The sequence below is a fragment of the Kitasatospora sp. NPDC048239 genome (assembly GCF_043202015.1).
Classification (GTDB): Bacteria; Actinomycetota; Actinomycetes; order Streptomycetales; family Streptomycetaceae; genus Kitasatospora.
Map to the genome: position 1 here is coordinate 213,525 of NZ_JBICZP010000013.1, position 19,405 is coordinate 232,929.

Here is a 19,405-nt window from a genome sequence, read left to right on the forward strand (position 1 = left end):
GCCCGGCGGGGCCGTCGGCCGGGGAGCGCCCCGGCCGACGGCCCTTCGCATGCCCTGGGGCCCTCGGCCCTCGCTCCTCGTCGGGGCACGTCGACGTGTGGGGAAACGCCGGAAGGCCCCTCGCTTTCGCAAGGGGCCTTCCGGCTGTCTGTGCGCCGCCAGGGACTCGAACCCCGGACCCGCTGATTAAGAGTCAGCTGCTCTAACCAACTGAGCTAGCGGCGCCTGCTGACAGAGAAGACTTTAGCAGTGGCCCGCGGCCCCGCCAAAATCGAATACCGGACGCCAGGATCCGTCGCGTCCCGGCCCGCTCAGCCCGCCGGCAGCGATGCCGGTACGGCCTGCGGCAGCGGCTCGCGGGTCGCCCGGACGCAGGCCCAGAGCACCACCGAGGCGCCCGGCAGCCACGGCTCCCGACTGTCCGGGGCGACGATCCAGCGCCCGGAGCCGAGCCCGGGGGAGTCCGGGCTGTTCACCATCCGCTGCACCGGAGGGACGGTCACCGCGTCGCCCCGGCCGTGGCAGAGCAGCGGCGGCACGTCCCGGGCCCACTCCTCCCAGGCCAGCAGCCGGCGCAGCCGGGCGGCCGCACCGGGCTGGACGAACAGCAGCGTGCGGCCGCGGTAGGTGGCGACCGGTCCGCAGCCGGGGCCGGAGGTCCACAACTCGTCCAGCACCCGGCGGCCGAACAGCGACGGCATGCTGATCACGTCGAAGGCGCGCCCGCAGGGCAGCACCGAGGGGGCCCACGGGCGTGACTCCCACAGGGCGCGCATACTGCGCGGGTACTCACTGGCGGAGGCGAGCCAGGCCTCCCCGGCCACGGTGACGTACTCCACGGATTGATACGTCCAGATGTCCACGCACAGCAGAGTGCGGTGTACCCGGGGTGGCCGGGAGGGAAAGCGCGGTTTGCCGGACAGCGCGCCCGGTGGCGGAGTACCCTCCCCGGCGCATATGCCAGCGGCGAGGTCTGTGCCCCGCCCTACCCCCGTCCTGCCTCCCCGCTTTGCCCCCTGCCCCCTGGATCCCCGCCCCGGCCGGGGGTGTCAGCCGTCAGCCGTCGTCGTGGCGGCGGGGCTGGAGCAGGCTGCGCCCGTACTCGATCATCCTGGCCGCGTAGTCCGGGGTCCAGTCCACCCGGTCGGCGATCTCGGCGTCGGAGAGCGCGTCGAACCGGCGGGTGTCCGCGAGCTGCGCGGCGGCCACCGCCTGGAAGTCGGTGGCCCGCTCGGCGGCCGCCCGGAACGCCAGCGCCAGCTCGGTGGAGCGGCGCAGCAGCTCGGAGGGGTCGTCGATCGACTCCAGGTCGAAGAAGCGCTCCGGCTCCGGCTCGGCGGCCTGCGGCTCGAACAGCAGCTGCGCCGGGCGCAGGCGCCGGGCGGGCGCCTCCTCGGCGCCCCGGCCCGGGCCGGCCTGCGCGGTCGAGCCGCTCTGGTCGGACGCCTTCGCGTGGGAGTCGGGCATGGACGGACACCTCCGGGTGATCGATGAGGGCGGACGACGGCTCCTGGGGACGGCGCCGCCCGGTCGTGACCGTCGTCCATTGTCTCGCGGCGGTAGCCGGTAACGGAACGGTGCGATCGAGGACGCTATTCCCGCCCGGCGCCCGCCCCGTTCGGTGCGCCGGGGGCGCGCCCCCGCGCGGTGACCCCGCAGGCGCCCCCGGAGCCCACGGTGTCACAGCCGTACGCGGTGCCCGGCCAGGTGGTGCAGCACCTGGTGGTTGGCCTCCCAGCCGTCGGGGAACTTGACCGTGACGCCCAACTGCACCGGCTCGGTGGACGGATGCTCGTCCAGCAGCTCGGCGATGCCGGCCCGGGCCACCACGATGCAGGCGTGCCGGTGGCGGGAGGCGAGCACGCAGAGCCGGCCGGTCTCCAGGTGGAAGGCGGTGGCGTCCGGCCGCCCGGAGAGCGGGTGCAGCACCACCGTCACGTCGTACTCGCGGCCCTGCAGCCGGTTCGCGGTGTCGACGGTGACCGCTGGGCCGGCCGTCGGATCGACCGGGACACCCGCGGTGACCAGCGCCGCCCGGACGGCCGCCGCCTGGTCCCGGTGGGCGGTGCCGACCGCGATCCGGCCCGGGGCCAGCGGGGTCGAGCCCTGCTCGGAATGCGCGGTGATGCCGCGCTCCAGCAGCCGTCGGACGGTGGCCGCGACGGCGGCGACGGCCTGCGGGTCGGTCCGGACGGTGTGCCGGGCGGGCAGCTCCAGCAGCGACCAGCCGTGCTCGGCGGCCCGGTCGATCGCCGCGTCCAGGGCGGAGCCGTCCGGGCGCACCGCGGCGGTGAGGCGGCGGTCCTCAGGGCCGGTGCCGGAGCGGAACGGCGTGTACGGGTAGAACGCGTCGGAGATCAGCGGCGCCGCGCTGGCCGGCAGCCGCCAGGAGACCGGCAGCCGGTGCGGCTCGATCTGCGGGTTGTGCGCGAGCAGGGTGACCACGGCGCTGCTCGACGGGTCGTAGGACAGGCCCGCCCACTGCTCGGTGCCGACCACGGTGAACGGGTCCAGCTGGCCCGGGTCCCCCACGAACAGCGCCCGCTCGAACAGCCGGGCCACGGCCAGCAGCGCGTCCGACCGCATCTGGTACGCCTCGTCGACGATCGCGTGCCGCCAGGGCGCCTCGGTCTTCACCCACTGCCACTTGGCGGAGGTCGAGACGACCACGTCGAGTTCGGCGAGCTCCGCCACCTTGTCGGAGGGGGTGACGTTGGCGTGCCGCAGCACCTCGGGCCCGGGGCGGGAGTCCGCCGCGTGCAGCCGGCCGATGGTCAGATCCGGTGCCTTCTCCGCCAGTCGGCCGACCAGGTCGTCCACCTGGCCGTTGGTCTGGGCGACGATCATCAGCCGCTCGCCGGCCCCGACCAGCTCCCGGGCGGCGCGCACCACCAGGGTGGACTTGCCGGCGCCGGGTGGCGAGTCCACCACCACGCCGCGCGGGGCGCCCGGGGCCGGACTGACGGTGGCCGCCAGGATCCGGGCCACGGCGGCGTCGGCGGCCGCGCCGGGGGAGTGCTCGGTGCTCATCTGCCGGGTCACTCCCACTCCTCGGTGGCCGGGGCCACGGGTTCGGCGGCGCCGGGCGGGCCGCCGTGCGTCCACGGGGTGTCGTCGGGATCGGGCAGCGGAGCGGACTGCCGGACCGTCAACTCGAACAGGGTGAAGACGACCCGCTCACCCGGCTCGGGCAGGCTCCCCGGCTCGGGCTCCTTCTTGCGGCCCATGCCGGACAGCACCCGCAGGGTGATGGTGCCCTCGGCCGGGTCGACCGCCGCGATCCGCGCCTTCTGCGCCGACGGGCCGTGCACCCGGTGCGCCTCGCGTCCGAGGTCGGCGTGCGGGTGGTCCTCGGTGCGGACCGTCACCAGCGGGCGCGGCTTGGGGGAGCGGCCCGAGGTGTCGTAGTCCGGCACCACCTCGGTCACCACCCCCGCGAACGCCTCGCCGGCCAGCCGGTGCTCGGCCATCGCCAGCGGATCGTCCAGCGCCTCCTGGACGTCCAGGCGGACCTGCTCGCGCTCGCGCTGCGCCAGCTTCCGGGCGGCCGTCACGGCGTCGTCCTGCCGGGGCTGCGGCGGCTCGCCGGCCGCCAGCCGGTCCCGGTGGCCGGTGTACGACCAGCGGTCGCCCGTCCAGCGCTCCTCCAGGTGACCGGCCGGCGGCAGGGCGCGCAGCAGGTCCAGGCCCTGCCAGACGTCGTGCCAGGTGGGCAGCAGCACCTGCTCCAGCGCGGCGCGCAGCTGCTCGACGGCGCCCCGCACCGCTCCGCGGGCCCGCTCGGCCTCCTGCGGCCCGCCGGCCCCGGCGGCGTGCGCCAGGGCGGAGGCGGCGGCGTCGTAGCGGGCGATCGCCGGTCCGAGGACCAGCTCGTCGAAGCGCGGGTCGGTGGCCGGCCCGGCCGGCGGGTGGAGCAGCTGGCCGTGGGCGTCGCGGGCGGCCTCGGCCAGCTCCGCCGCCTCGGCGCCGGTCAGCCCGGCCGGCGGGGTGTGCCAGGCGAGCTGGGCGGCCAGGTGCTGGTCCTCCAGGTGGCTCTGGCCGGTCGCCCAGTGCCGGGCGAGCAGGCCGGTCATCGGCAGCAGCAGGCTGGTGCCCGGCACCTGGGCCCGGTCGGTGAGGTGGGTCAGCCAGCGGCCGAGCAGCGGCACCCGGGCCGGTGCCGGGTACGGGCCCGGATCGTCGTCCTCGATGGTGCGGCGGAACCGGGTGGAGCGGCCGAGCAGGGCCAGGTGGTGCACGCCGGCGCTGTTCGGGACGACCAGCTGCGGCGCGTCGGCGCACAGCTCGCGCAGGACCTGGGTCTTCTCGCCCGTCTCCGGGTCCTTCTCGGAGCCCTCGATCTGCTCGACCTCGGCGGCGAAGGACTCCAGGTACGGCAGCAGGTCGGCGGCCAGCTCGGCCAGGAAGTCGAAGCGCAGCGTGCGGTTCAGCGGCTGCGGGACGAGGTGCAGCCGGGGTGCGGACCGGTCGGTGCCGAGCAGCACGGCCAGCGGTGCACCCGCCTCGCCGGCCGCCGTCAGCGGGACGAGGACCATCGGGCGGTCGGAGAGGTGGCGGTGGCGGACGGTGGCCAGCGGCTCGGCCCGGCCGCTGCGGACGGCCTCCAGCCGGGCGAGGGTGCCGAGCAGGCTCATCGGACGGCCCCGGCGGTGCTCGCCCCCACGGTGTCCGTCCGTACGGTGTCTGCCCGTATGGTGTCCGTCCGCACGGCGCGTCCCAGTGCCTCGGCGCGCAGCGCGGCCGCGTACGCCAGCCGTGCGGCGGCCTCCTCGGTGCCGTCGCCGGTGCTGGCGGCCAGCGCCGCGGTGACCGTCCGGATGCTGCCGAGCTCGCCGCGCACGCCCCGGCCCAGCTGCTCGACCCGGTCGTCGCAGCGGGCCCGGGAGCGGCAGTGGAAGCCCAGCTCGCAGGTGGAGAGGCAGTCCGGGCTGTAGGCGGCGGGCACCGCCTCGACCGCCTCGGCCAGTGCCTCGGCGGGGCGGGTCGGCGCGCCGTCCCGGCCGGGTGCGAGGTCGAAGGTGGCGCCCGGGGGCAGGGCGTCCAGCAGCCGGTCGATGCCGGTCATCCGGCTCAGCTGGCGGCGGGTGGTGGCCAGCTCGCGGCGGACGTCGACGGCGACGGCGGTCGGCCTGTTGCCGAAGTCCTTCGGGCAGACCAGCAGCACGCTCAACCGGGGGCTGCCCGGCAGCCGCTGCTCGCGGTACGGGTCCGGGTCGACCGGGCGGCCGGCCAGTGCGGCGGCGGTCTCCTGGAGCGCCAGCACGTACACGGCGGCCTGCCGGGCGGCGGCGCCGACCTTGGCCGGGTCCGCGCTGCCGTCCAGGACCGGGAAGGACTTGATCTCGACCACGGTGCACCGCCCGCCGTGCACCACCACGGCGTCCGGCTCCAGGTAGGCGGAGCTGCCGGCCACCTCCAGGCGCAGCAGCGGGTGGTCCAGCAGCGTCCAGGCGTCCGGATCGGCGGCGGCCTCGGCCAGCGCGGCGGCCGTGCGCTCGGCCCGGACCGCAGGCCCCGAGCGGCGCAGCAGATCGGGTACGACGAGCGGGGCGCCGCCGTCCGCCGGGAGGCCGAGGTGGCGGCGGAGCGGCTCCAGCAGGGCCGCGTAGCCGTCCGCCTTCAGCCGGGACTCGAAGATCACGCCGCGCGCGATGGCGAACGGCGACTGCCCGAACGGGGCGGGGCGGCCGAGCCGGGCGGCCAGCGCCGACTTGTCGACCCCCGCGGCGTCGAGCACGGCGCGGCGGTGACAGCCCGGGTTGGCGGCGAGCGCGGCGAGGGAACGGGCGTTCAGGCTGCGCTGCGGCGCCGGACCGCGCAGCTCGGCGAGCCGCTGGGCGATCGGCTCAAGGTGTCCGCCGGGCGGGACATTCGTCGAGGCGTTCATGGTGCGGCCCAGTGTCGCACCCGGGTCCGACAATCCGGTCCGGACCGGCCGGATCGGGCGATCTCCGGCCCGGGGACGGGGTGGTGCGGTGACCGCGACGGGTGGGGCGGGTGCTGTGGGACGGGTGGGGCGCCCGGATCCGGGCCCGGCCCGGTGCGGGATCGTGGCGCGCCCCAGGGTGAGGGATCATGGAGCCCGGTGCTCAAGGGTGAGACCGACCGTTGCCACCGCCCCGTTGCGAGGAGCCTTCCCATGCCCGCCCGAATCGTGCTGGTCCGCCACGGCGAGACCGAATGGTCGGCCACCGGCCGCCACACCGGCCGCACCGACATCCCGCTCACCGAGGAGGGCCGGGCGATGGCCCGGGCCCTCGGTGCCCGGCTGGCCGAGGCCCCCTGGAACGGCCTGCCGGACGCGCTGGTCTACACCAGCCCGCTCGACCGCGCCAAGGAGACCTGCGCACTGGCCGGCTTCGGCGACCGCGCGGTGGACCGCCCCGAGCTGCTGGAGTGGGACTACGGCAGCTACGAGGGCCGCACCGGCTCCGACATCCGCGCCACCGACCAGCCCGGCTGGCTGATCTGGCGGGACGGCGTGCCCGGCGGCGAGAAGCTCGGCGAGGTGGCGGCCAGGGTCGACGCCTTCCTGGCCGGCCTCAACGACGAGCACGGGGTACCCGAAGCGGACACCACCGTCATGCACGGCGCCGACCGCGACGTGCTGCTCTTCGCCCACGGCCACCTGCTGCGCATCCTCACCGCGCGCTGGCTGGGACTGCCCCCCGAGTACGCCCAGCGCTTCAAGCTCGGGACTGCGGCGCTCTGCGTGCTCTCCTGGGAATACGGCGCCCCGGCGGTCGAGGTCTGGAACGACCTCGGCCACCTGGAGGGCCTGAAGCACTGACGGCCGGTCGGCCCCGGCCCCGGCACCCGGGTGTCGGGGCCGACCGCTCAGGCGGCCGCCGCCAGGTCGTACTCGGCCAGGAACCGGCCGACCTCCGGCACGGCGGCGTGGCCGCGCAGCCGCTCGGCGGTGTCCGCGAGCATGCTCCGGATCCGGGCCGAGCGGACCTCGCCGAACAGGGCGACGGCGGCCGTGCCGTGGCCCGCCGCGCCGGCCAGGTCCCCCCGGCCGAGCCGGTCGTGGGCCAACTCGGCGGTGTAGAGCACCCGGTTGCGGACGAAGTGCGGCTCCTGGAGCGCTATGGCCAGCCCGGCCCGTTCGCTGGCGCGGTCCCAGTCGCCGAGGGCGGACCAGCACTGCGACTCCAGCCCGGCGATCTCCGCCTGGCCGAAGAAGGACATCCACTCCGGGTCCGCTTCGGACGGCCCCTGGTCGAACAGCCGGTACGCACGGGCGAGCGCCCGCTCGCAGGCGGTGCGGTCCTGGAGCAGCGCCCAGCCGCCGGCCTCGCGCATGGCGAGCAGCGAGAGCAGCCGCTCGGAGTCGAGCCCCCGGGCGGCGGCCTGCCCCGCCTGGGCGGCCCGCAGGGCCTCGCGGGGGCGGCCGGCGTCCCTGGCGAGGAAGGCGCTGTTGCAGAAGACGTGCGCCTCCAGGGCGGCGTCGCCCGCCATCCGGGCGGTGGCGAGCGCCTCGGCGTAGAGCGAGCGGGCCTCCGCCAGCCGGTTCGAGTCGTGCGCCAACCAGCCCACCGAGATGGCCAGTTCGCCGGCGCCGGCCTGGAGTCTGCGCTCGGTCTCGGCGCTGTACTCGCCCTCGTCGAGCAGCACGTAGGCGGTGCGCAGCGACTGTCCGGCCCGCTCGAACAGCGCGTCGGCGCCGCGCGCGTCGTCGGCCAGCCGGATGTCCCGGACGGCCTGCTCGACGCCGAGCACCTCGGCGGTGCCGATGCGGCGGGGTGGCGGCACCGGCCCGGGCCGGCCGGGCACGAAGGCCGTCCCCGGGTCGAACAGGGTGGCGCCCGGTCCGAACCGGTGTGCCACGGCGCCGGGTTGGGCCGGGATGAGCCCGCTCGGGGCGGGCCGCTCGGCGGCGGCCGCGGCCGACCGGTCGATGCCGATCACGGTGGCCAGCGCGGCCGAGCCGCCGGCCAGGAACGTACGGCGACGCACGTCGTCGTTCTCCTCGTCGAAATGGTGCGATCCGTCGGGCCCCCGGGGCGCCACGGGCCTCGGCGGGAGTGGCCCGCCGGGTGGGGGCGGTTCCGCGTACGGCGAGGCAGCGTACGGGAGTTGTGTGGAGAACGGTGAGCGCGGGGCGGGCAGGGACGGGAACTGCGGGTGGAGCAGGGGTGTCGGGGTGTCCGGGCCGCTCTCCGCCGGGCGGCGGCGGACGGCGGTGCGGGGGGCGAAGCCCAGGTCGGCGAGCGAGCGATCCGGCCACATGTGCCGGAAGACGCGCTCGTAGGCGTAGTTGGGGCAGCGGATCTCGCCGGCCTCGACCCGGCCGACGTAGCGGGCGTCGCAGGACACGTGCTCGCCGATCTCGCGGGCGGCCCGGCGGACGGCCAGGGCGAACTCGCCCGGCGAGCGGTCGCCGCGCAGGGCGCGCATCACGGTGTTGGGTGACGGGCGGTTCGGCTCGGCCGGTGGGGTGGCTGCCATGGTGCGCTCCGTGGTCGTGCGGGGGTGCTGCGGGGTGCGGTGCGGTGCGGTGCGGTGCGGGTGCCGGGTGGTGCCGGGTGGTGCTGGTGCGGGGTGGGTGCTGCGTGGTGCGGGTGGGGCTGACGCGGTCCGGGGGAGTGGGGTGCGTGCCGGGCCACGGGTGCGCCCGGTGAGGCCGGATGGGGCTCCGGATGCGCCACCGACAGTACCCGCAGTCACCGTCCGGCCACAGCGTGTTCTTGGTGGATGTGCTGTCAATTCGGTGCAAACCGGGCGCTGTTGCCGGGATCTGCCATGAAATGCCATGCCTTGCTGTAAGGCGCCCCGTGGCCTGTGGAGTGGTCGCCGCGTTGTCCTGATACGTGGAAGCCCCCGTCGTCGCCCAGGCCTGCCGCCCGCCGCGGCGCCCCCCACCGCCCGGGCGGCCCCGCTTCCGATCCGACGAGGTGACAGGAGTGCCTGTGATGGCCACCGGAGTGCCGCAGTACCACCGCCTGGTCGCCGGAGGGGTGCTCGCCGCCGCCGTTCCGGCCCTCCTGCCCGAGTCCGCCGACGACCGCTCCCCGTGCGGCGGCGGCGCGGTCCGCCGCCCCGGCGGGGCCGGGCTGCCGGCGCCCGGTGACGCCGGTGGGGTCGTGGCCGCCTACGACACGGTCACGGTCGCGCTGCGGCACGGCCTGGAGGCGGTCGACATCCTGCGGCTGCGCCGGGCCTGCGGGGCGGTGCTGCAGAGCAGGAACGGCAGCACCGTCTCCTTCCTCGTCCCGGCCGGCACCTTCGAGACCTGGCACCTGCCCGGCAGCTCCTGTACCGCGGGCGCCCTGATGCCGCCCGCCACCGACCCGCGCTGGGTGATGCCCCCCACCGGCGCCGGGCTCGCGGTCCGCCCCACCGACTCCTGGGTCCTCCGCTCGGCCCTCTGCGAGGCCGCCTGCACCCTGACCGCAGGCGGCCTCGGCCCGTTCTGAGTCCCGCCCCGGCCTCCGCGCCACCCCGGCCGAGCCGAGAGGGCCTTCGCGGCCTGCGGCGATAATGGTCGGTATGGGACGGAAGAGCAGAGCCGATCGCGGCGCGGACCGAGCACGTACGGCCGCGGAGCCACCACCCGCGCTCACCGGTCCGGGCGGCCGCACGCACGCGCAGGGCCCGCTCACCCGCCCCGTCGAGTCCGGACTGGCGGAGCTGCGCCCCGACCGCGACCGGCCCGGCGCCTGGTCGCTGCTGGTCGACGGCGCCCCGCAGTCGATGGTCGACCTCGCCGACCCGACCCACCTGGGCTTCGAGTACCAGCGCCGCCTCGGCCACCTGATCGACCTGGTCGCCCCGGCCGGCCGGCCCCTGACCGTGCTGCACCTCGGCGGCGGCGCCCTCACGCTGGCCCGCTACGTCGCGGCGACGCGGCCCCGCTCCCGCCAGCAGGTCGCCGAGACCGACACCGCGCTCACCGAACTCGTCCGCACCGAACTCCCGTTGGAGCGCGGCTGGCAGATCAAGGTCCGCGGCTCCGACGCCCGCAGCGTCCTGGAGCGGACCCCCGAGGGCAGCGTCGACCTGGTGATCACCGACGTCTTCTCCGGCGCCCGGGTGCCGGCCCACTGCACGACCGTCGAGTTCACGGCGCTGGCCGACCGGGCCCTGGCCCCCGGCGGCTGGTACGCGGTGAACATCGCCGACGGTGCGGCCCTGCCGTTCGCCCGTTCGCAGATCGCCACCCTCGGTGCGGTCTTCCCCGAGCTGTGCCTGGTCGCGGACCCGGCCGTGCTGCGCGGCAAGCGCTTCGGCAACCTCATCCTGGCCGGCGCCCACACCCCGTTCCCGCTGGCCGACCTGGGTCGCAAGGTGGCCACCGACGCGGCCCTCGGCCGGGTCGAACACGGCCGCGCCCTGGCCGACTTCGCCGCCGGCGCCACCCCTGCCACGGACGCCGGCGCAGCCCCCTCCCCGACTCCGCCCCCGGGTACCTTCCGCTAGGGCTTGTCTGACAATCCCTAGGGGGCCCAGGCCGGGCGTGCTCGGTGTCCGGCCTGCTCAGTGTCCGCGGGGCAGACCCCGGTGCTTGCACATCGCGGCGCCGGTGAGCAGCAGCCCGGCCGCGATGGGGGCGAGGACGGCCGTGCCGGTGCCCGAAGTGCCGTGTGCGGCCGTCGCGGTGGCTCCGACGGCCGCTGCGCCGGTGAGTGCGAGGTCCTCCGAGGCCGCCGGACGGTTCGGTGCCGCCCCCGGGCCTGCGCCACCGGAGCCGCCCGGGGCGGGGCGCCCGTCGGCGGTGCGACCCGTTCGGTCGGCGGCCTCCTGGACGGGCGGCGGAGCGGCCGGACCGCGCTGTTCACCGGGGGAGGGGGCAGGGTGAGTCGGGCCGGGGCCGGTTCGCCCGGGAGACTCGGGCGCTCCGCTCGGGTCGTTGTCCCGGGAGGCGCGGGACTCCGTGCTGCGGGCCTGGTCCGGAGTGGTGCCCAGCAGTCCGGAGGCGATCGCGAACGCGTCCGGGACGGCGGCCCGTTGGCCGGGCAGGGGGAGGCCGCCCGCCCTGATCCGGTCCTGCAGCAGATCGTCCACCGGCGCGGTCGCGTCCTCCAGGCCGGGCACGGGGACGGCGGTGGCGGGGGAGGCGCCGGCCGCGGGGTCGGCCAGCTGCCCGAGAAGTCCGGGGGCGTCGGCCTGGCCGGGGGAGGGTGAGGGCGGCTGTCCGACGGGGCGCGCGGAGGCCGGGGAACCGTGGCCGCCCGCTGCGCCGGCGCGTTCGGCCGGTTCGCCGTCGAGGGCCCGCCCGTTGCCCAGGGTGCGGCCGACGGCACGGCTCACCGGCTCCGGGAGCGGGTCGGCGGCCGCCGCGTACGCCCCGGCCGCGCCCAGACCCCAGAGCTGTGCGAGCAGCGCCCCGCAGACCGCGACGGTGTGTGGGTGGGGCAGCCACCGCCCGGCCGCACGCCTGGTCCCGCTCGCGCCGCTCGTACCGCCGACACCGCGTCGGACGGCTTCCAGGGCCTTGGTCGCGTGATTGGCTCGCACGTGAGTTGAGAACGAGCGGACGGTACTCGAGGTCACGGCCGCCCTCGCGGACTGCCGCACCGAAGGCCGGGCCGGGGCGCGGCGCATCGCAGAGCCGGGGGGAGTCGGGCCGGGAGCGGCGTCGATCCGCCGCCGCCCGGTCCGGCCCCGGTGCTGCGGGCCCCCGGGTGATCAGGAGTTGGGGCGCAGCGTCCAGATGACGGTCATGACGCCGGTCACAGCGCCGTCGGCGCGGGTGATCTCGACCGTGACGGGGAACTCCGGGCGCTCGCCCTTGTCCAGCTCCGCGACGATGTCGGCGGCCGGGCGGCCCAGCACGGCGGTCGCGGTGACCACGCCCATCGCCAGCTTCTTGTACGAGATCTCGGCGCTCACCGCGAGCGGCACGGCGCGCGAGAGCTGGTCGCCGAAGGCGCTCAGGACGATGCAGCCGCTGGCCGACTCGGCGAGCGTGAACATCGCGCCGGCGTGCGGTCCGCCGACGTGGTTGTGGTACTCGGGCTGGTCGGGCAGCTGCAGGACGGCCCGCTCCGGGGTGGTCTCCAGGTACTGCAGCTTGAGCGTGCGCGCCATCGGCACGGTCGAGTCGAGCAGCTGGCCGATCGAAGGTGTGGTCATGGCAACGATGTTACTAGTGGGTAGCTTCCGAGGGAACCTCCTCGGAGCCCCCGCCCGAACCGGGGCCGGCCCGAAGACGGACTCGGGGCCGGACGGGCCCGCGGGCCGCCGGGATCTGAGGGAACGCCGAAACGCCTGAGGGGCCGATCTCTTGAAGAGATCGGCCCCTCAGGCTCTGGGGTGAGTGACGGGACTTGAACCCGCGGCCACCTGGACCACAACCAGGTGCTCTACCAACTGAGCTACACCCACCATGTGTCTGGTCCGTTCCCGCTCTTCGCGTTCCCGTTCCGACAGGAAGAACTCTACAGGATCCGAGAGGGTGCTCGCGCCAGGGTTTCGATCGGGCGGGCGAGGAGGCTCAGCCGCCCTGCCCGGGCTCGTCCGGAGCCGTCCGGACGAGCCCGGGCAGGGCGGCGGGAGGGGGTCAGTCCGTCGGCGCCTGGTACTTCTCGGCGATCGCCCGCGCGGTGTCGGTGTCCGGGCCCGGCTGGGCGACGAACACCGCCTCGCGGTAGTACCGCAGTTCGTCGATGCTCTCGCGGATGTCCGCGAGCGCCCGGTGGTTGCCGCCCTTCTGCGGGCTGTTGTAGTACGCCCTCGGGTACCAGCGGCGGGCCAGCTCCTTGATCGAGGAGACGTCCACGATCCGGTAGTGCAGGTGGCCCTCCAGGGCCGGCATGTCCCGGGCGAGGAAGCCGCGGTCGGTGGCCACCGAGTTCCCGCACAGCGGCGTCTTGCCGGCCTCCGGCACCTGCTCGCGGATGTAGGCGAGCACCAGCGCCTCGGCCTCGGCGAGCGTCACACCGTGCTCCAGCTCGTCGAGCAGACCGGAGGAGGTGTGCATCGCGCGCACCACCTCGGGCATGTTCTCCAGCGCCTCGGCGGGCGGTCGGATGATGACGTCGACACCCTCGCCGAGGATGTTCAGCTCGGAGTCCGTCACCAGTGCCGCGACCTCGACCAGGGCGTCCCGGTCGAGGTCGAGGCCTGTCATTTCACAGTCGATCCATACCAAACGGTCATTCACGCCACTCACCCTACGGCGCGATCACGCGCCGCGGGCACCGGTGGAGCCGAGCGAGGTGTCGCGGTACGGCTCTCCGGCGCGTGCTCGTCCTGGTCGTGCCCCTCCGCCTCGTGGACCTCGTGGACCTCGTGCGGCGCGCGGACCGGGTGACCGTCCCGCGCGGACCGGCCGTCCCGGGCCTCCCGGGCGGCCTCCGGGGCCCCGGTACGGCCGCCCTGCGGGCGGACCTGGGCGCCGCGGCCCTGACGGGCCCGGCCCTCCGGGGTCGCGGGGGACGACGGGGCCGGCAACCGGCCGGCGGGCGCGCCGTGCCCGCGGCCGCCGCCGTTGGCCGCACCACCGGAACCGGGTTCGTCCACCGGGCGCTCGGGCGTACTGCGGTGCCCCTGGCCCTGGCCGCGCGCACCCGGCTGCGGATGGCCGTCCTCCGCCGCGGCGTGCTCCGCCGTGCGCGGCGGACGCCCCGCCCCCGGACCGGCCTGCGCCGGGACCAGTGGCGGCCGGGCCGGACCGCGGCCCGATCCCGGCTGGCCGGGGTGCGGCTGGTGCGCCGCCTGCTGGTGCGGGTGCGGCTGCGCCGCGCGGGCGTGGAACGCCTGCGAGGGCTGCTGGCCGGTGTGCGCCGGGTTGCCGGACAGCGGCTGGAGCGCATGCTGGCCGTGCTGCCCGCCCGGCCCCGGGTACCCCGGATGCCCGGACTGGCCGGGCACTGCTCCACCCGCCGCGGCGGCCGCCGCGTGCGAACCGGCCGACTGCGGCGCCGCGCCCGCCAACCGGAGGTCACCGGGGTACGCCGCCGGGGCCGCGGTCTGCGGCCCGGGGCGACGTGCCCGGTAGCTGGTCCGGTACGCGGCCGGCGAGACCCCGAGCTGGCGTCGGAAGTGCCCGCGCAGCGCCACCGGGGACCGGAAGCCGCAACGGCGGGCGACATCGTCCACCGACAGTTCCGAGGTCTCCAGCAGCCGCTGTGCCTGGAGCACCCGCTGGGTGATCAGCCACTGCAGCGGGGCGCTGCCGGTGAGCGTGCGGAACCGCCGGTCGAAGGTGCGCCGGCTCATGTAGGCGCGGGCCGCCAGCACCTCGACGTCGAACTGCTGGTTGAGGTTCTCCAGCGCCCAGGTGACCACCTCGGCCAGCGGGTCGTTGCCGATCTCCTCCGGTAAAGACTGATCGATGTACTGGGCCTGTCCTCCGCCGCTGCGGCGGCTGGGCACCACGAGCCGGCGGGCCAGCGCGTTGGCGGCCTCGGCGCCGTGGTCGCTGCGCACCACGTGCAGGCAGAGGTCGATCCCGGCGGCGGTGCCGGCCGAGGTCAGGACGTCGCCGTCGTCGACGAACAGCTCCCGGGGGTCGACGTGGACCCGGGGGTAGCGCTTGGCGAGGGTCGGCGCGTACATCCAGTGCGTGGTCGCCGGGCGTCCGTCCAGCAGGCCCGCGGCGGCGAGCACGAACGCACCGGTACAGAGCCCGATGATCCGCGCGCCCTCGTGGTGGGCCTTGCGCAGGGCGGTGATGGCCTCGACCGGCGGCGGCTGCGAGATCGAGCGCCAGGCCGGGACGACGATGGTGCCGGCCCGGGCGAGTGCCTCCAGCCCGTACGGGGCGGACAGGGTGAGGCCGCCGGTGGTGGCCAGCGGGCCCTCCTCCCCGGCGCAGACCAGCAGGCGGTAGCGCGGCACCCCGGCGTCCTGGCGGTCGACGCCGAAGACGGAGAGCGGGATCGAGCTCTCGAAGATCGGGGCACCGCCGAAGATCAGCACCGCGACGGTCTCCCGCCGGCGCCGGCCCGAGAGCTTCCGGGGCGCGGCCGCCATCACGGGGGCCGAGGGCCCGTTCGCGCCGGAGCCGGTCGTCGCACCGTGACCCGTTCCGCTGTGGCCGGTCGGGTTGTGGCCGGGGCCGCCGAGCCCGAGCGGAGTCGCCGGGACTCCGCCCGCCGTCATGCCGACGGACGGGGTGCCGAGCGCCGAGGCGCCGACCGGACCGCCGGCGAAGGCCGGGTAGCCCGCGCCCGGTCCCGCGTGCGCCACAGGTTGGCCGGTAACCGACGGACCGCCGCCCGACCCCGCACCGGCTCCCTGGCCGGATCCGGGATTGACGAACGGTCGGTTGACGGGCCGTCCGCCGTGCTCCGGAGAGCCGGAGAATGAGGACGCCCCGAAGCCGCCGGGAACTCCTGTGACGGATGGGACGGATGGTGCCGCAGAGGTGTACGAGGCGGCGCTGGAGTTGCCGGAGGTGCGGGGGGTGGCAGCGATGGCCGGGGCGCCGGTGCTTCTCGCGGGACGACCCGTGATGCCGGTCGCGGCCTGGCCGCTGTCAGGACCCGCGTCGCTCCTGCTCACCCTGCTCAAGGCGCTCAAGCCCCCTCGGTGGTGTGGTGTGGTGGTGCGGCACTGCTGGCCAAGATCGAATCTATCGGGTGGACCGTTGCCGTTGTGACAAGTTCACCATCCGACGCTATGTCGACATGGCAATTTGGCGTGATGCATTCGATCACGAAGCGTGGCACCCGTCGACCCTTCTGGGAAGGGGGCCGGTGCAACGGTGGCTGGTTGTCGCGGGACTGGTCCTGGGGCGCCCGGCTTCGGCGGACCCGGCCGGCGCGTCTGGGCTGCGGGTTTGCCCAAGGGCGAGGGAGCCGCGCGAGATTGACCGAAAATCGGCGGTGCACGGGAGGGCGCACGCGGGCGAAGTGTGCGCCGTCCTGGCTTCATCCGGCCAGTGCCGCGGCCGGTGACCGGCTGTCGGTCCGGCGCGCTACCGTCCTGCTGTGAACACTCGCAGCCGGCTCGAACTGGCCAACGACAACGCCGCCGCGTTCTGGCTTGCCCAGGCCCGAGCGCACGGCTGGCAGCAACTCACCCGCCCCGGGTTCACCGCCGTTCGCTGCGCCCGTACCCCGACCGACTCCCACCGCGTCGTGGTCACCGTCCCGTACGGCGAACCGGCCGCCCTGGAAGAGGAGTTGGCGGTCCTGTTCAAGGAGTGGTCCACCACCGGACTCACCGTGGAGGACCCGTACGGCGGGCTCGACCTGGAGCGGTTCGGCTGCACCCACGGCCAGGCGATGGCGGTCATGGTCCGCGAGCCCGGCCCGCTCGACGACCGCGCACCGGGGGAGGCCGCCCGCGGCGACCGCTCCCTGACGGTCGATGAGGTGCTGGACGGGGACGGGTTCGCCGAGGTCGAGCGGGCCGTGGTCGAGGGCTTCCCGATCCCGGCCCGCCGGCCCTGGAGCAGGGGCGTGATGCTGCCGGAGCCGCTGCTGCGCCAACCGGGCCTGCGCGCCTGGCGCGGCCGCATCGACGGCGTGACCGCCGGGGCCTGCCTGACCTACGACGACGGCCACGCCACCGGGGTGTACTGGGTCGCGACGCTCCCCGACCACCGCTCCCGAGGTGTGGCGCGCGCCGTCCTGGAGGCGGCGCTGGCCGCGGCGCACCCCGACCGCCCGGCGACCCTGGTCGCCACCGCGCTCGGTGAGCCGCTCTACCTCAAGCTCGGCTTCGCCGAGCAGGGGCGCACCACGTGGTGGAGCCGCTGATCGGGCGCCCTGCGCGGGCCGGCGGGGTTGGCCGCGCCGACTACCCGGCTACCGCCGCCCCGACGATCGGTGCGGGCACGGCCGGGCGCAGGACCGGGCCCGAACGCACCGGCGGCACCGGTGACGCGGGAGGCATGGCGAACCGGGTGCGCGCGGGGTACCCCGGCAACTCGGGGTGCTCGAGGTACTCCGGGCGTGCCGGGTGTTCAAGGTGCTCGGGGTGTTCAAGGCGTTCAGACGGCTCGGGGCGTTCGGGTACGGGCGGGGTGGCGGACCGGATGCTCCCCGCGGGTGGCCCGTCGCCCGACTCGGCAACTTCACCGGACCGGTTTCGGACAGCGGATCTTGTCGAGGCACCGGGTGCACCGCCGCCCGGTCCCTGCGCGGGTGAAGGCGCGCGCGGGCCGTCCGGGGCGGACAGGGCGATTCGCGCGCTGGGACGTGCGCTGCCGGGCGCGGCCGCCGTGCCGCTCCTGTTCCAGGGGCCGGCCGGTACGGCACAGGCCGCCCTGCTCTGGAGCGGCCCGCCTGCCCGGATCCCGGGGCGGGGGCCGGGGGCGTTGCGAGCGGAGAGCACCTGTCCGACGGCCTCGGGCAGCCCGGCCGCCTTCAGGGTCGGCCGATAGCCCGGCTCGGCCCAGGGGCGCCCGTGGTGCAGCCAGACGCTGCGCAGGCCGGCCAGCTCCGCACCCGCGATGTCGGCGGGGGCGTGGTCCCCGACCATCCAGGTGTGCGAGGTCCAGTCGCCGGTGGGCGCGACGCCGCAGCGCTGGGCGGCGATCTCGAAGATCAAGGGGTCGGGCTTGAGGCACTCGGCCTCCTCCGAGATCACCCAGCCGTCGACCAGCGGGCCGAGTCCGGTGCGCCGGATCTTCTCCAACTGCGGCCGGGTGCTGCCGTTGCTGACGATGCCGAGCGTCCAGCCGGCGGCCCGGGCCGCCCGCAGCGCGTCGATGTGTCGGGAGGGGCAGTGGATGTGGGAGTTGATGCCGCGTCGGTAGTGCGCGATCAGGAACTCCATGGACTCGTCCAACCCGTAGCGGCGCTGGGCGGCGGACAGTACGGTGCTGCGCGGCACATAGCCGCCGCCGTCGATGGTGACGAGCCAGTCGACGTCGCCGGGCGGCAGCCTTCGTTCGGCCAGAAAATCCTGAGCCCAGGCCCGGAAAGCGGCATCCCTGGGGAGCAGCGTGTTGTCGAGGTCCAGCAGGAGCAGGGGCATGCCGAGCATGGTGCCAGCGGCCGCGCCTATGCATCTGGCAAATGCCAGAGACGGTCGCGAACCCGTACGAATTGGCCGAAATGGTTACCAGGAGCAAGGGCGGCGCCCAGGGATGGGGTGACGGGTGGGGATGGGGTGACGGGTGGGACGCAGGGGGACGGTGAGGCGTGCCGAAGGCGCTCACGTGGGCCCCGCCGGTGTGAGCCTCGGCCACGCGGTGCGGCGACGGTCGGCAACGGATCGTTGCCGATCAATGACAGTCCGGTCACGGTGTCCCGGTGGCCTGTTGCCATGGCCCGGTTTGCTCAGTCAAGCTCCAGAGAACCTCCTTCAGCCAGAGGGGGCGTGTTCGCCTGCCGACAGGGGCGCATTGTTGTCCGCGGGCGCATCCCCCATTCGCGGGAACACAGTCGTTCCGGGGCTCCGCCGCTGGGCTGAGCCCCGCGCCCGTCGTACTCTGAAAGGAATAGGTCACATACGGTGGTGCTCGGCGCAGACCGACGTCGTCCCGTGGGCGGGCCTGCTGCCCGGGCAGCGTTGTCCTCTCCTGTCGGCCCATCTCCCTCGAAGAGCCGTGAGCCATGGCTGGTTTTGAGTCCTTCCGACCGGTTGAACCGGACACGGTCCGCAGTGTGGGCGCAGTGGCCGGGGCAGACTCCGTCGACCGCGACGACCTCGGTGGAGACCTTGATGGAGACCTCGGTGGAGCCGCTCGTTCCCGGGGCCGTTCCCGCCCCCTGCGCAACATCGCGCGCCGTGGCCGTCCCGGTTCGCGCCAGCGGCGGGACGAGCAGCGGACCGGCTCCGCGGAGGCCGAGATGAGCGGCCGTCTCGGCCCGGGTGCGGACCACTCGGGCGGCCCCGGCCTGCCGGGCGCGCCAGGGGAGCCGGCGGTCCAGGAGGCGCCCGTACGCCCCTGCGATCCGGCTTTCCAGCATGGTGTGGTGGTGGGCTTCGACGGCTCGCTGTCGAGTGAGCGGGCCCTCGCCTACGCGGTGGGCATGGCCCGGCGCTCACAGTGCGGGCTGGTGATCGTGCACGTCGCCAACCGTCTGCCCGCCACGGTCTGGGCAGGCTGCGAACCTCCCGTCTTCGTCGACCTCCCGGACCACCGGACCGAGGTCCTCGGTCTGGAGCTCGCCTGCGCCGACTTCCTGGCCGGCGTGCCCTGGATCCTGGTCGAGCGCGGCGGCGACATCTGTCACGAGATCGAGGAGGTCGGCCGCGAGTACGCCGCCGACGCCATCGTGGTCGGCAGTACGCACGGCCTGCTCGGCAAGATCTTCGGTTCGGTCTCGGGCCGACTGGCCCGCCGCGCCAACCGGCCGGTCATCGTCATCCCCTGACGTCCCTTCCGGCCGCGGGGTGCCGGCGGATGCGTGCGGGAGTGGGGAATGAGGGGCGCTGGCGCGTCGCGCCTGCGGTGGTTGTGGGGCTCGGCCCCGGGGTCGGCCGGCGCGAGCCGTCGGCGCTGCTGCTACGGGTGCTGAGAGTGGTCAACTCCCTTCCGCGTCGGGGTTGTGAGTGG

The 19,405-nt window shown here is 75.5% G+C and carries 14 protein-coding genes, 2 tRNA genes and 2 pseudogenes; 5 read left to right on the forward strand and 13 right to left on the reverse strand.

Going from position 1 to position 19,405, the window contains the following annotated elements; all coding sequences use genetic code 11:
• Positions 1-151: 151 nt before the first annotated feature.
• The 6 genes from ACGFZP_RS29770 to ACGFZP_RS29795 all read right to left on the reverse strand — a co-directional run bounded on the left by ACGFZP_RS29770 (position 152) and on the right by ACGFZP_RS29795 (position 5,887).
• Positions 152-225, reverse strand: a tRNA-Lys gene (locus ACGFZP_RS29770).
• An 86-nt stretch (positions 226-311) separates the two neighbouring features.
• Complete coding sequence (locus ACGFZP_RS29775; RefSeq protein ID WP_392938963.1) at positions 312-863, reverse strand: bifunctional DNA primase/polymerase; 552 nt, start codon at positions 861-863, stop codon at positions 312-314.
• Between the two features lie 193 nt (positions 864-1,056).
• A complete protein-coding gene (locus tag ACGFZP_RS29780) occupies positions 1,057-1,467 on the reverse strand; it encodes a hypothetical protein (protein WP_392938964.1) in 411 nt (136 codons plus the stop codon).
• A 213-nt stretch (positions 1,468-1,680) separates the two neighbouring features.
• Entirely contained in the window at positions 1,681-3,030 is a 1,350-nt protein-coding gene (locus ACGFZP_RS29785; protein WP_392938966.1) for an AAA domain-containing protein, read from the reverse strand.
• Between the two features lie 8 nt (positions 3,031-3,038).
• The gene (locus ACGFZP_RS29790; protein WP_392938967.1) at positions 3,039-4,634 is read right to left on the reverse strand and encodes a hypothetical protein; all 1,596 of its coding nucleotides are present in this window, start codon (positions 4,632-4,634) and stop codon (positions 3,039-3,041) included.
• Positions 4,631-5,887 carry a hypothetical protein gene (locus tag ACGFZP_RS29795; RefSeq protein ID WP_392938969.1) on the reverse strand — a complete coding sequence of 419 codons (1,257 nt, stop codon included), beginning with the start codon at positions 5,885-5,887 and terminating at the stop codon, positions 4,631-4,633. The genes ACGFZP_RS29790 and ACGFZP_RS29795 overlap by 4 nt, the downstream gene beginning before the upstream one ends.
• Positions 5,888-6,139: 252 nt before the next feature.
• Here ACGFZP_RS29795 and ACGFZP_RS29800 point away from each other — a divergent pair, with 252 nt between their 5' ends.
• Positions 6,140-6,790: a histidine phosphatase family protein gene (locus ACGFZP_RS29800; RefSeq protein ID WP_392938970.1), complete on the forward strand. Its 651-nt coding sequence runs from the start codon at positions 6,140-6,142 to the stop codon at positions 6,788-6,790.
• Positions 6,791-6,837: 47 nt separating this feature from the next.
• Here the strand turns inward: ACGFZP_RS29800 and ACGFZP_RS29805 are convergent, their stop codons facing one another.
• Positions 6,838-8,451: a tetratricopeptide repeat protein gene (locus tag ACGFZP_RS29805; protein ID WP_392938971.1), complete on the reverse strand. Its 1,614-nt coding sequence runs from the start codon at positions 8,449-8,451 to the stop codon at positions 6,838-6,840.
• Positions 8,452-8,915: 464 nt separating this feature from the next.
• On the opposite strand from ACGFZP_RS29805, the gene ACGFZP_RS29810 reads away from it, so the two are divergent.
• The gene (locus tag ACGFZP_RS29810) at positions 8,916-9,419 is read left to right on the forward strand and encodes a hypothetical protein (RefSeq protein ID WP_392938972.1); all 504 of its coding nucleotides are present in this window, start codon (positions 8,916-8,918) and stop codon (positions 9,417-9,419) included.
• Positions 9,420-9,492: 73 nt separating this feature from the next.
• Complete coding sequence (locus tag ACGFZP_RS29815) at positions 9,493-10,422, forward strand: spermidine synthase (protein WP_392938974.1); 930 nt, start codon at positions 9,493-9,495, stop codon at positions 10,420-10,422.
• Between the two features lie 57 nt (positions 10,423-10,479).
• Here ACGFZP_RS29815 and ACGFZP_RS29820 read toward each other — a convergent pair whose 3' ends face one another.
• The 5 genes and pseudogenes from ACGFZP_RS29820 to ACGFZP_RS29840 all read right to left on the reverse strand — a co-directional run.
• Entirely contained in the window at positions 10,480-11,460 is a 981-nt protein-coding gene (locus ACGFZP_RS29820; protein ID WP_392938976.1) for a hypothetical protein, read from the reverse strand.
• A 171-nt stretch (positions 11,461-11,631) separates the two neighbouring features.
• On the reverse strand, positions 11,632-12,078 hold the full coding sequence (locus tag ACGFZP_RS29825) for a DUF4442 domain-containing protein (RefSeq protein ID WP_392938978.1): 447 nt from the start codon (positions 12,076-12,078) through the stop codon (positions 11,632-11,634).
• Positions 12,079-12,254: 176 nt separating this feature from the next.
• Positions 12,255-12,330: transfer RNA gene (locus ACGFZP_RS29830), tRNA-His, on the reverse strand.
• Positions 12,331-12,505: 175 nt separating this feature from the next.
• A complete protein-coding gene (orn, locus tag ACGFZP_RS29835; RefSeq protein WP_392938980.1) occupies positions 12,506-13,108 on the reverse strand; it encodes an oligoribonuclease in 603 nt (200 codons plus the stop codon).
• 818 nt (positions 13,109-13,926) lie between these two features.
• A pseudogene (locus ACGFZP_RS29840) lies at positions 13,927-14,922 on the reverse strand (helix-turn-helix domain-containing protein); the annotation flags it as partial.
• Between the two features lie 959 nt (positions 14,923-15,881).
• Here ACGFZP_RS29840 and ACGFZP_RS29845 point away from each other — a divergent pair.
• Positions 15,882-16,655 (forward strand): GNAT family N-acetyltransferase, encoded by a 774-nt coding sequence (locus ACGFZP_RS29845; RefSeq protein ID WP_392938982.1) that lies wholly within the window; start codon positions 15,882-15,884, stop codon positions 16,653-16,655.
• A gap of 40 nt (positions 16,656-16,695) precedes the next feature.
• Here ACGFZP_RS29845 and ACGFZP_RS29850 read toward each other — a convergent pair whose 3' ends face one another.
• Positions 16,696-17,877, reverse strand: a complete 1,182-nt coding sequence (locus ACGFZP_RS29850; protein WP_392938984.1) for an HAD-IA family hydrolase — start codon at positions 17,875-17,877, stop codon at positions 16,696-16,698.
• A gap of 905 nt (positions 17,878-18,782) precedes the next feature.
• On the opposite strand from ACGFZP_RS29850, the pseudogene ACGFZP_RS29855 reads away from it, so the two are divergent.
• Positions 18,783-19,223: pseudogene (locus tag ACGFZP_RS29855) on the forward strand (universal stress protein); the annotation flags it as partial.
• Between the last annotated feature and the right edge of the window lie 182 nt (positions 19,224-19,405).

Excerpts from the sequence above, each read along its gene's own strand:
- ACGFZP_RS29850 (WP_392938984.1), bottom strand. The coding sequence starts at position 17,877 with ATGCCCCTGCTCCTGCTGGACCTCGACAACACGCTGCTCCCCAGGGAT.
- ACGFZP_RS29815 (WP_392938974.1), top strand. The coding sequence starts at position 9,493 with ATGGGACGGAAGAGCAGAGCCGATCGCGGCGCGGACCGAGCACGTACG.
- ACGFZP_RS29805 (WP_392938971.1), bottom strand. The coding sequence starts at position 8,451 with ATGGCAGCCACCCCACCGGCCGAGCCGAACCGCCCGTCACCCAACACC.
- ACGFZP_RS29810 (WP_392938972.1), top strand. The coding sequence starts at position 8,916 with ATGGCCACCGGAGTGCCGCAGTACCACCGCCTGGTCGCCGGAGGGGTG.
- ACGFZP_RS29780 (WP_392938964.1), bottom strand. The coding sequence starts at position 1,467 with ATGCCCGACTCCCACGCGAAGGCGTCCGACCAGAGCGGCTCGACCGCG.
- ACGFZP_RS29790 (WP_392938967.1), bottom strand. The coding sequence starts at position 4,634 with ATGAGCCTGCTCGGCACCCTCGCCCGGCTGGAGGCCGTCCGCAGCGGC.
- ACGFZP_RS29795 (WP_392938969.1), bottom strand. The coding sequence starts at position 5,887 with ATGAACGCCTCGACGAATGTCCCGCCCGGCGGACACCTTGAGCCGATC.
- ACGFZP_RS29800 (WP_392938970.1), top strand. The coding sequence starts at position 6,140 with ATGCCCGCCCGAATCGTGCTGGTCCGCCACGGCGAGACCGAATGGTCG.
- ACGFZP_RS29825 (WP_392938978.1), bottom strand. The coding sequence starts at position 12,078 with ATGACCACACCTTCGATCGGCCAGCTGCTCGACTCGACCGTGCCGATG.
- ACGFZP_RS29785 (WP_392938966.1), bottom strand. The coding sequence starts at position 3,030 with ATGAGCACCGAGCACTCCCCCGGCGCGGCCGCCGACGCCGCCGTGGCC.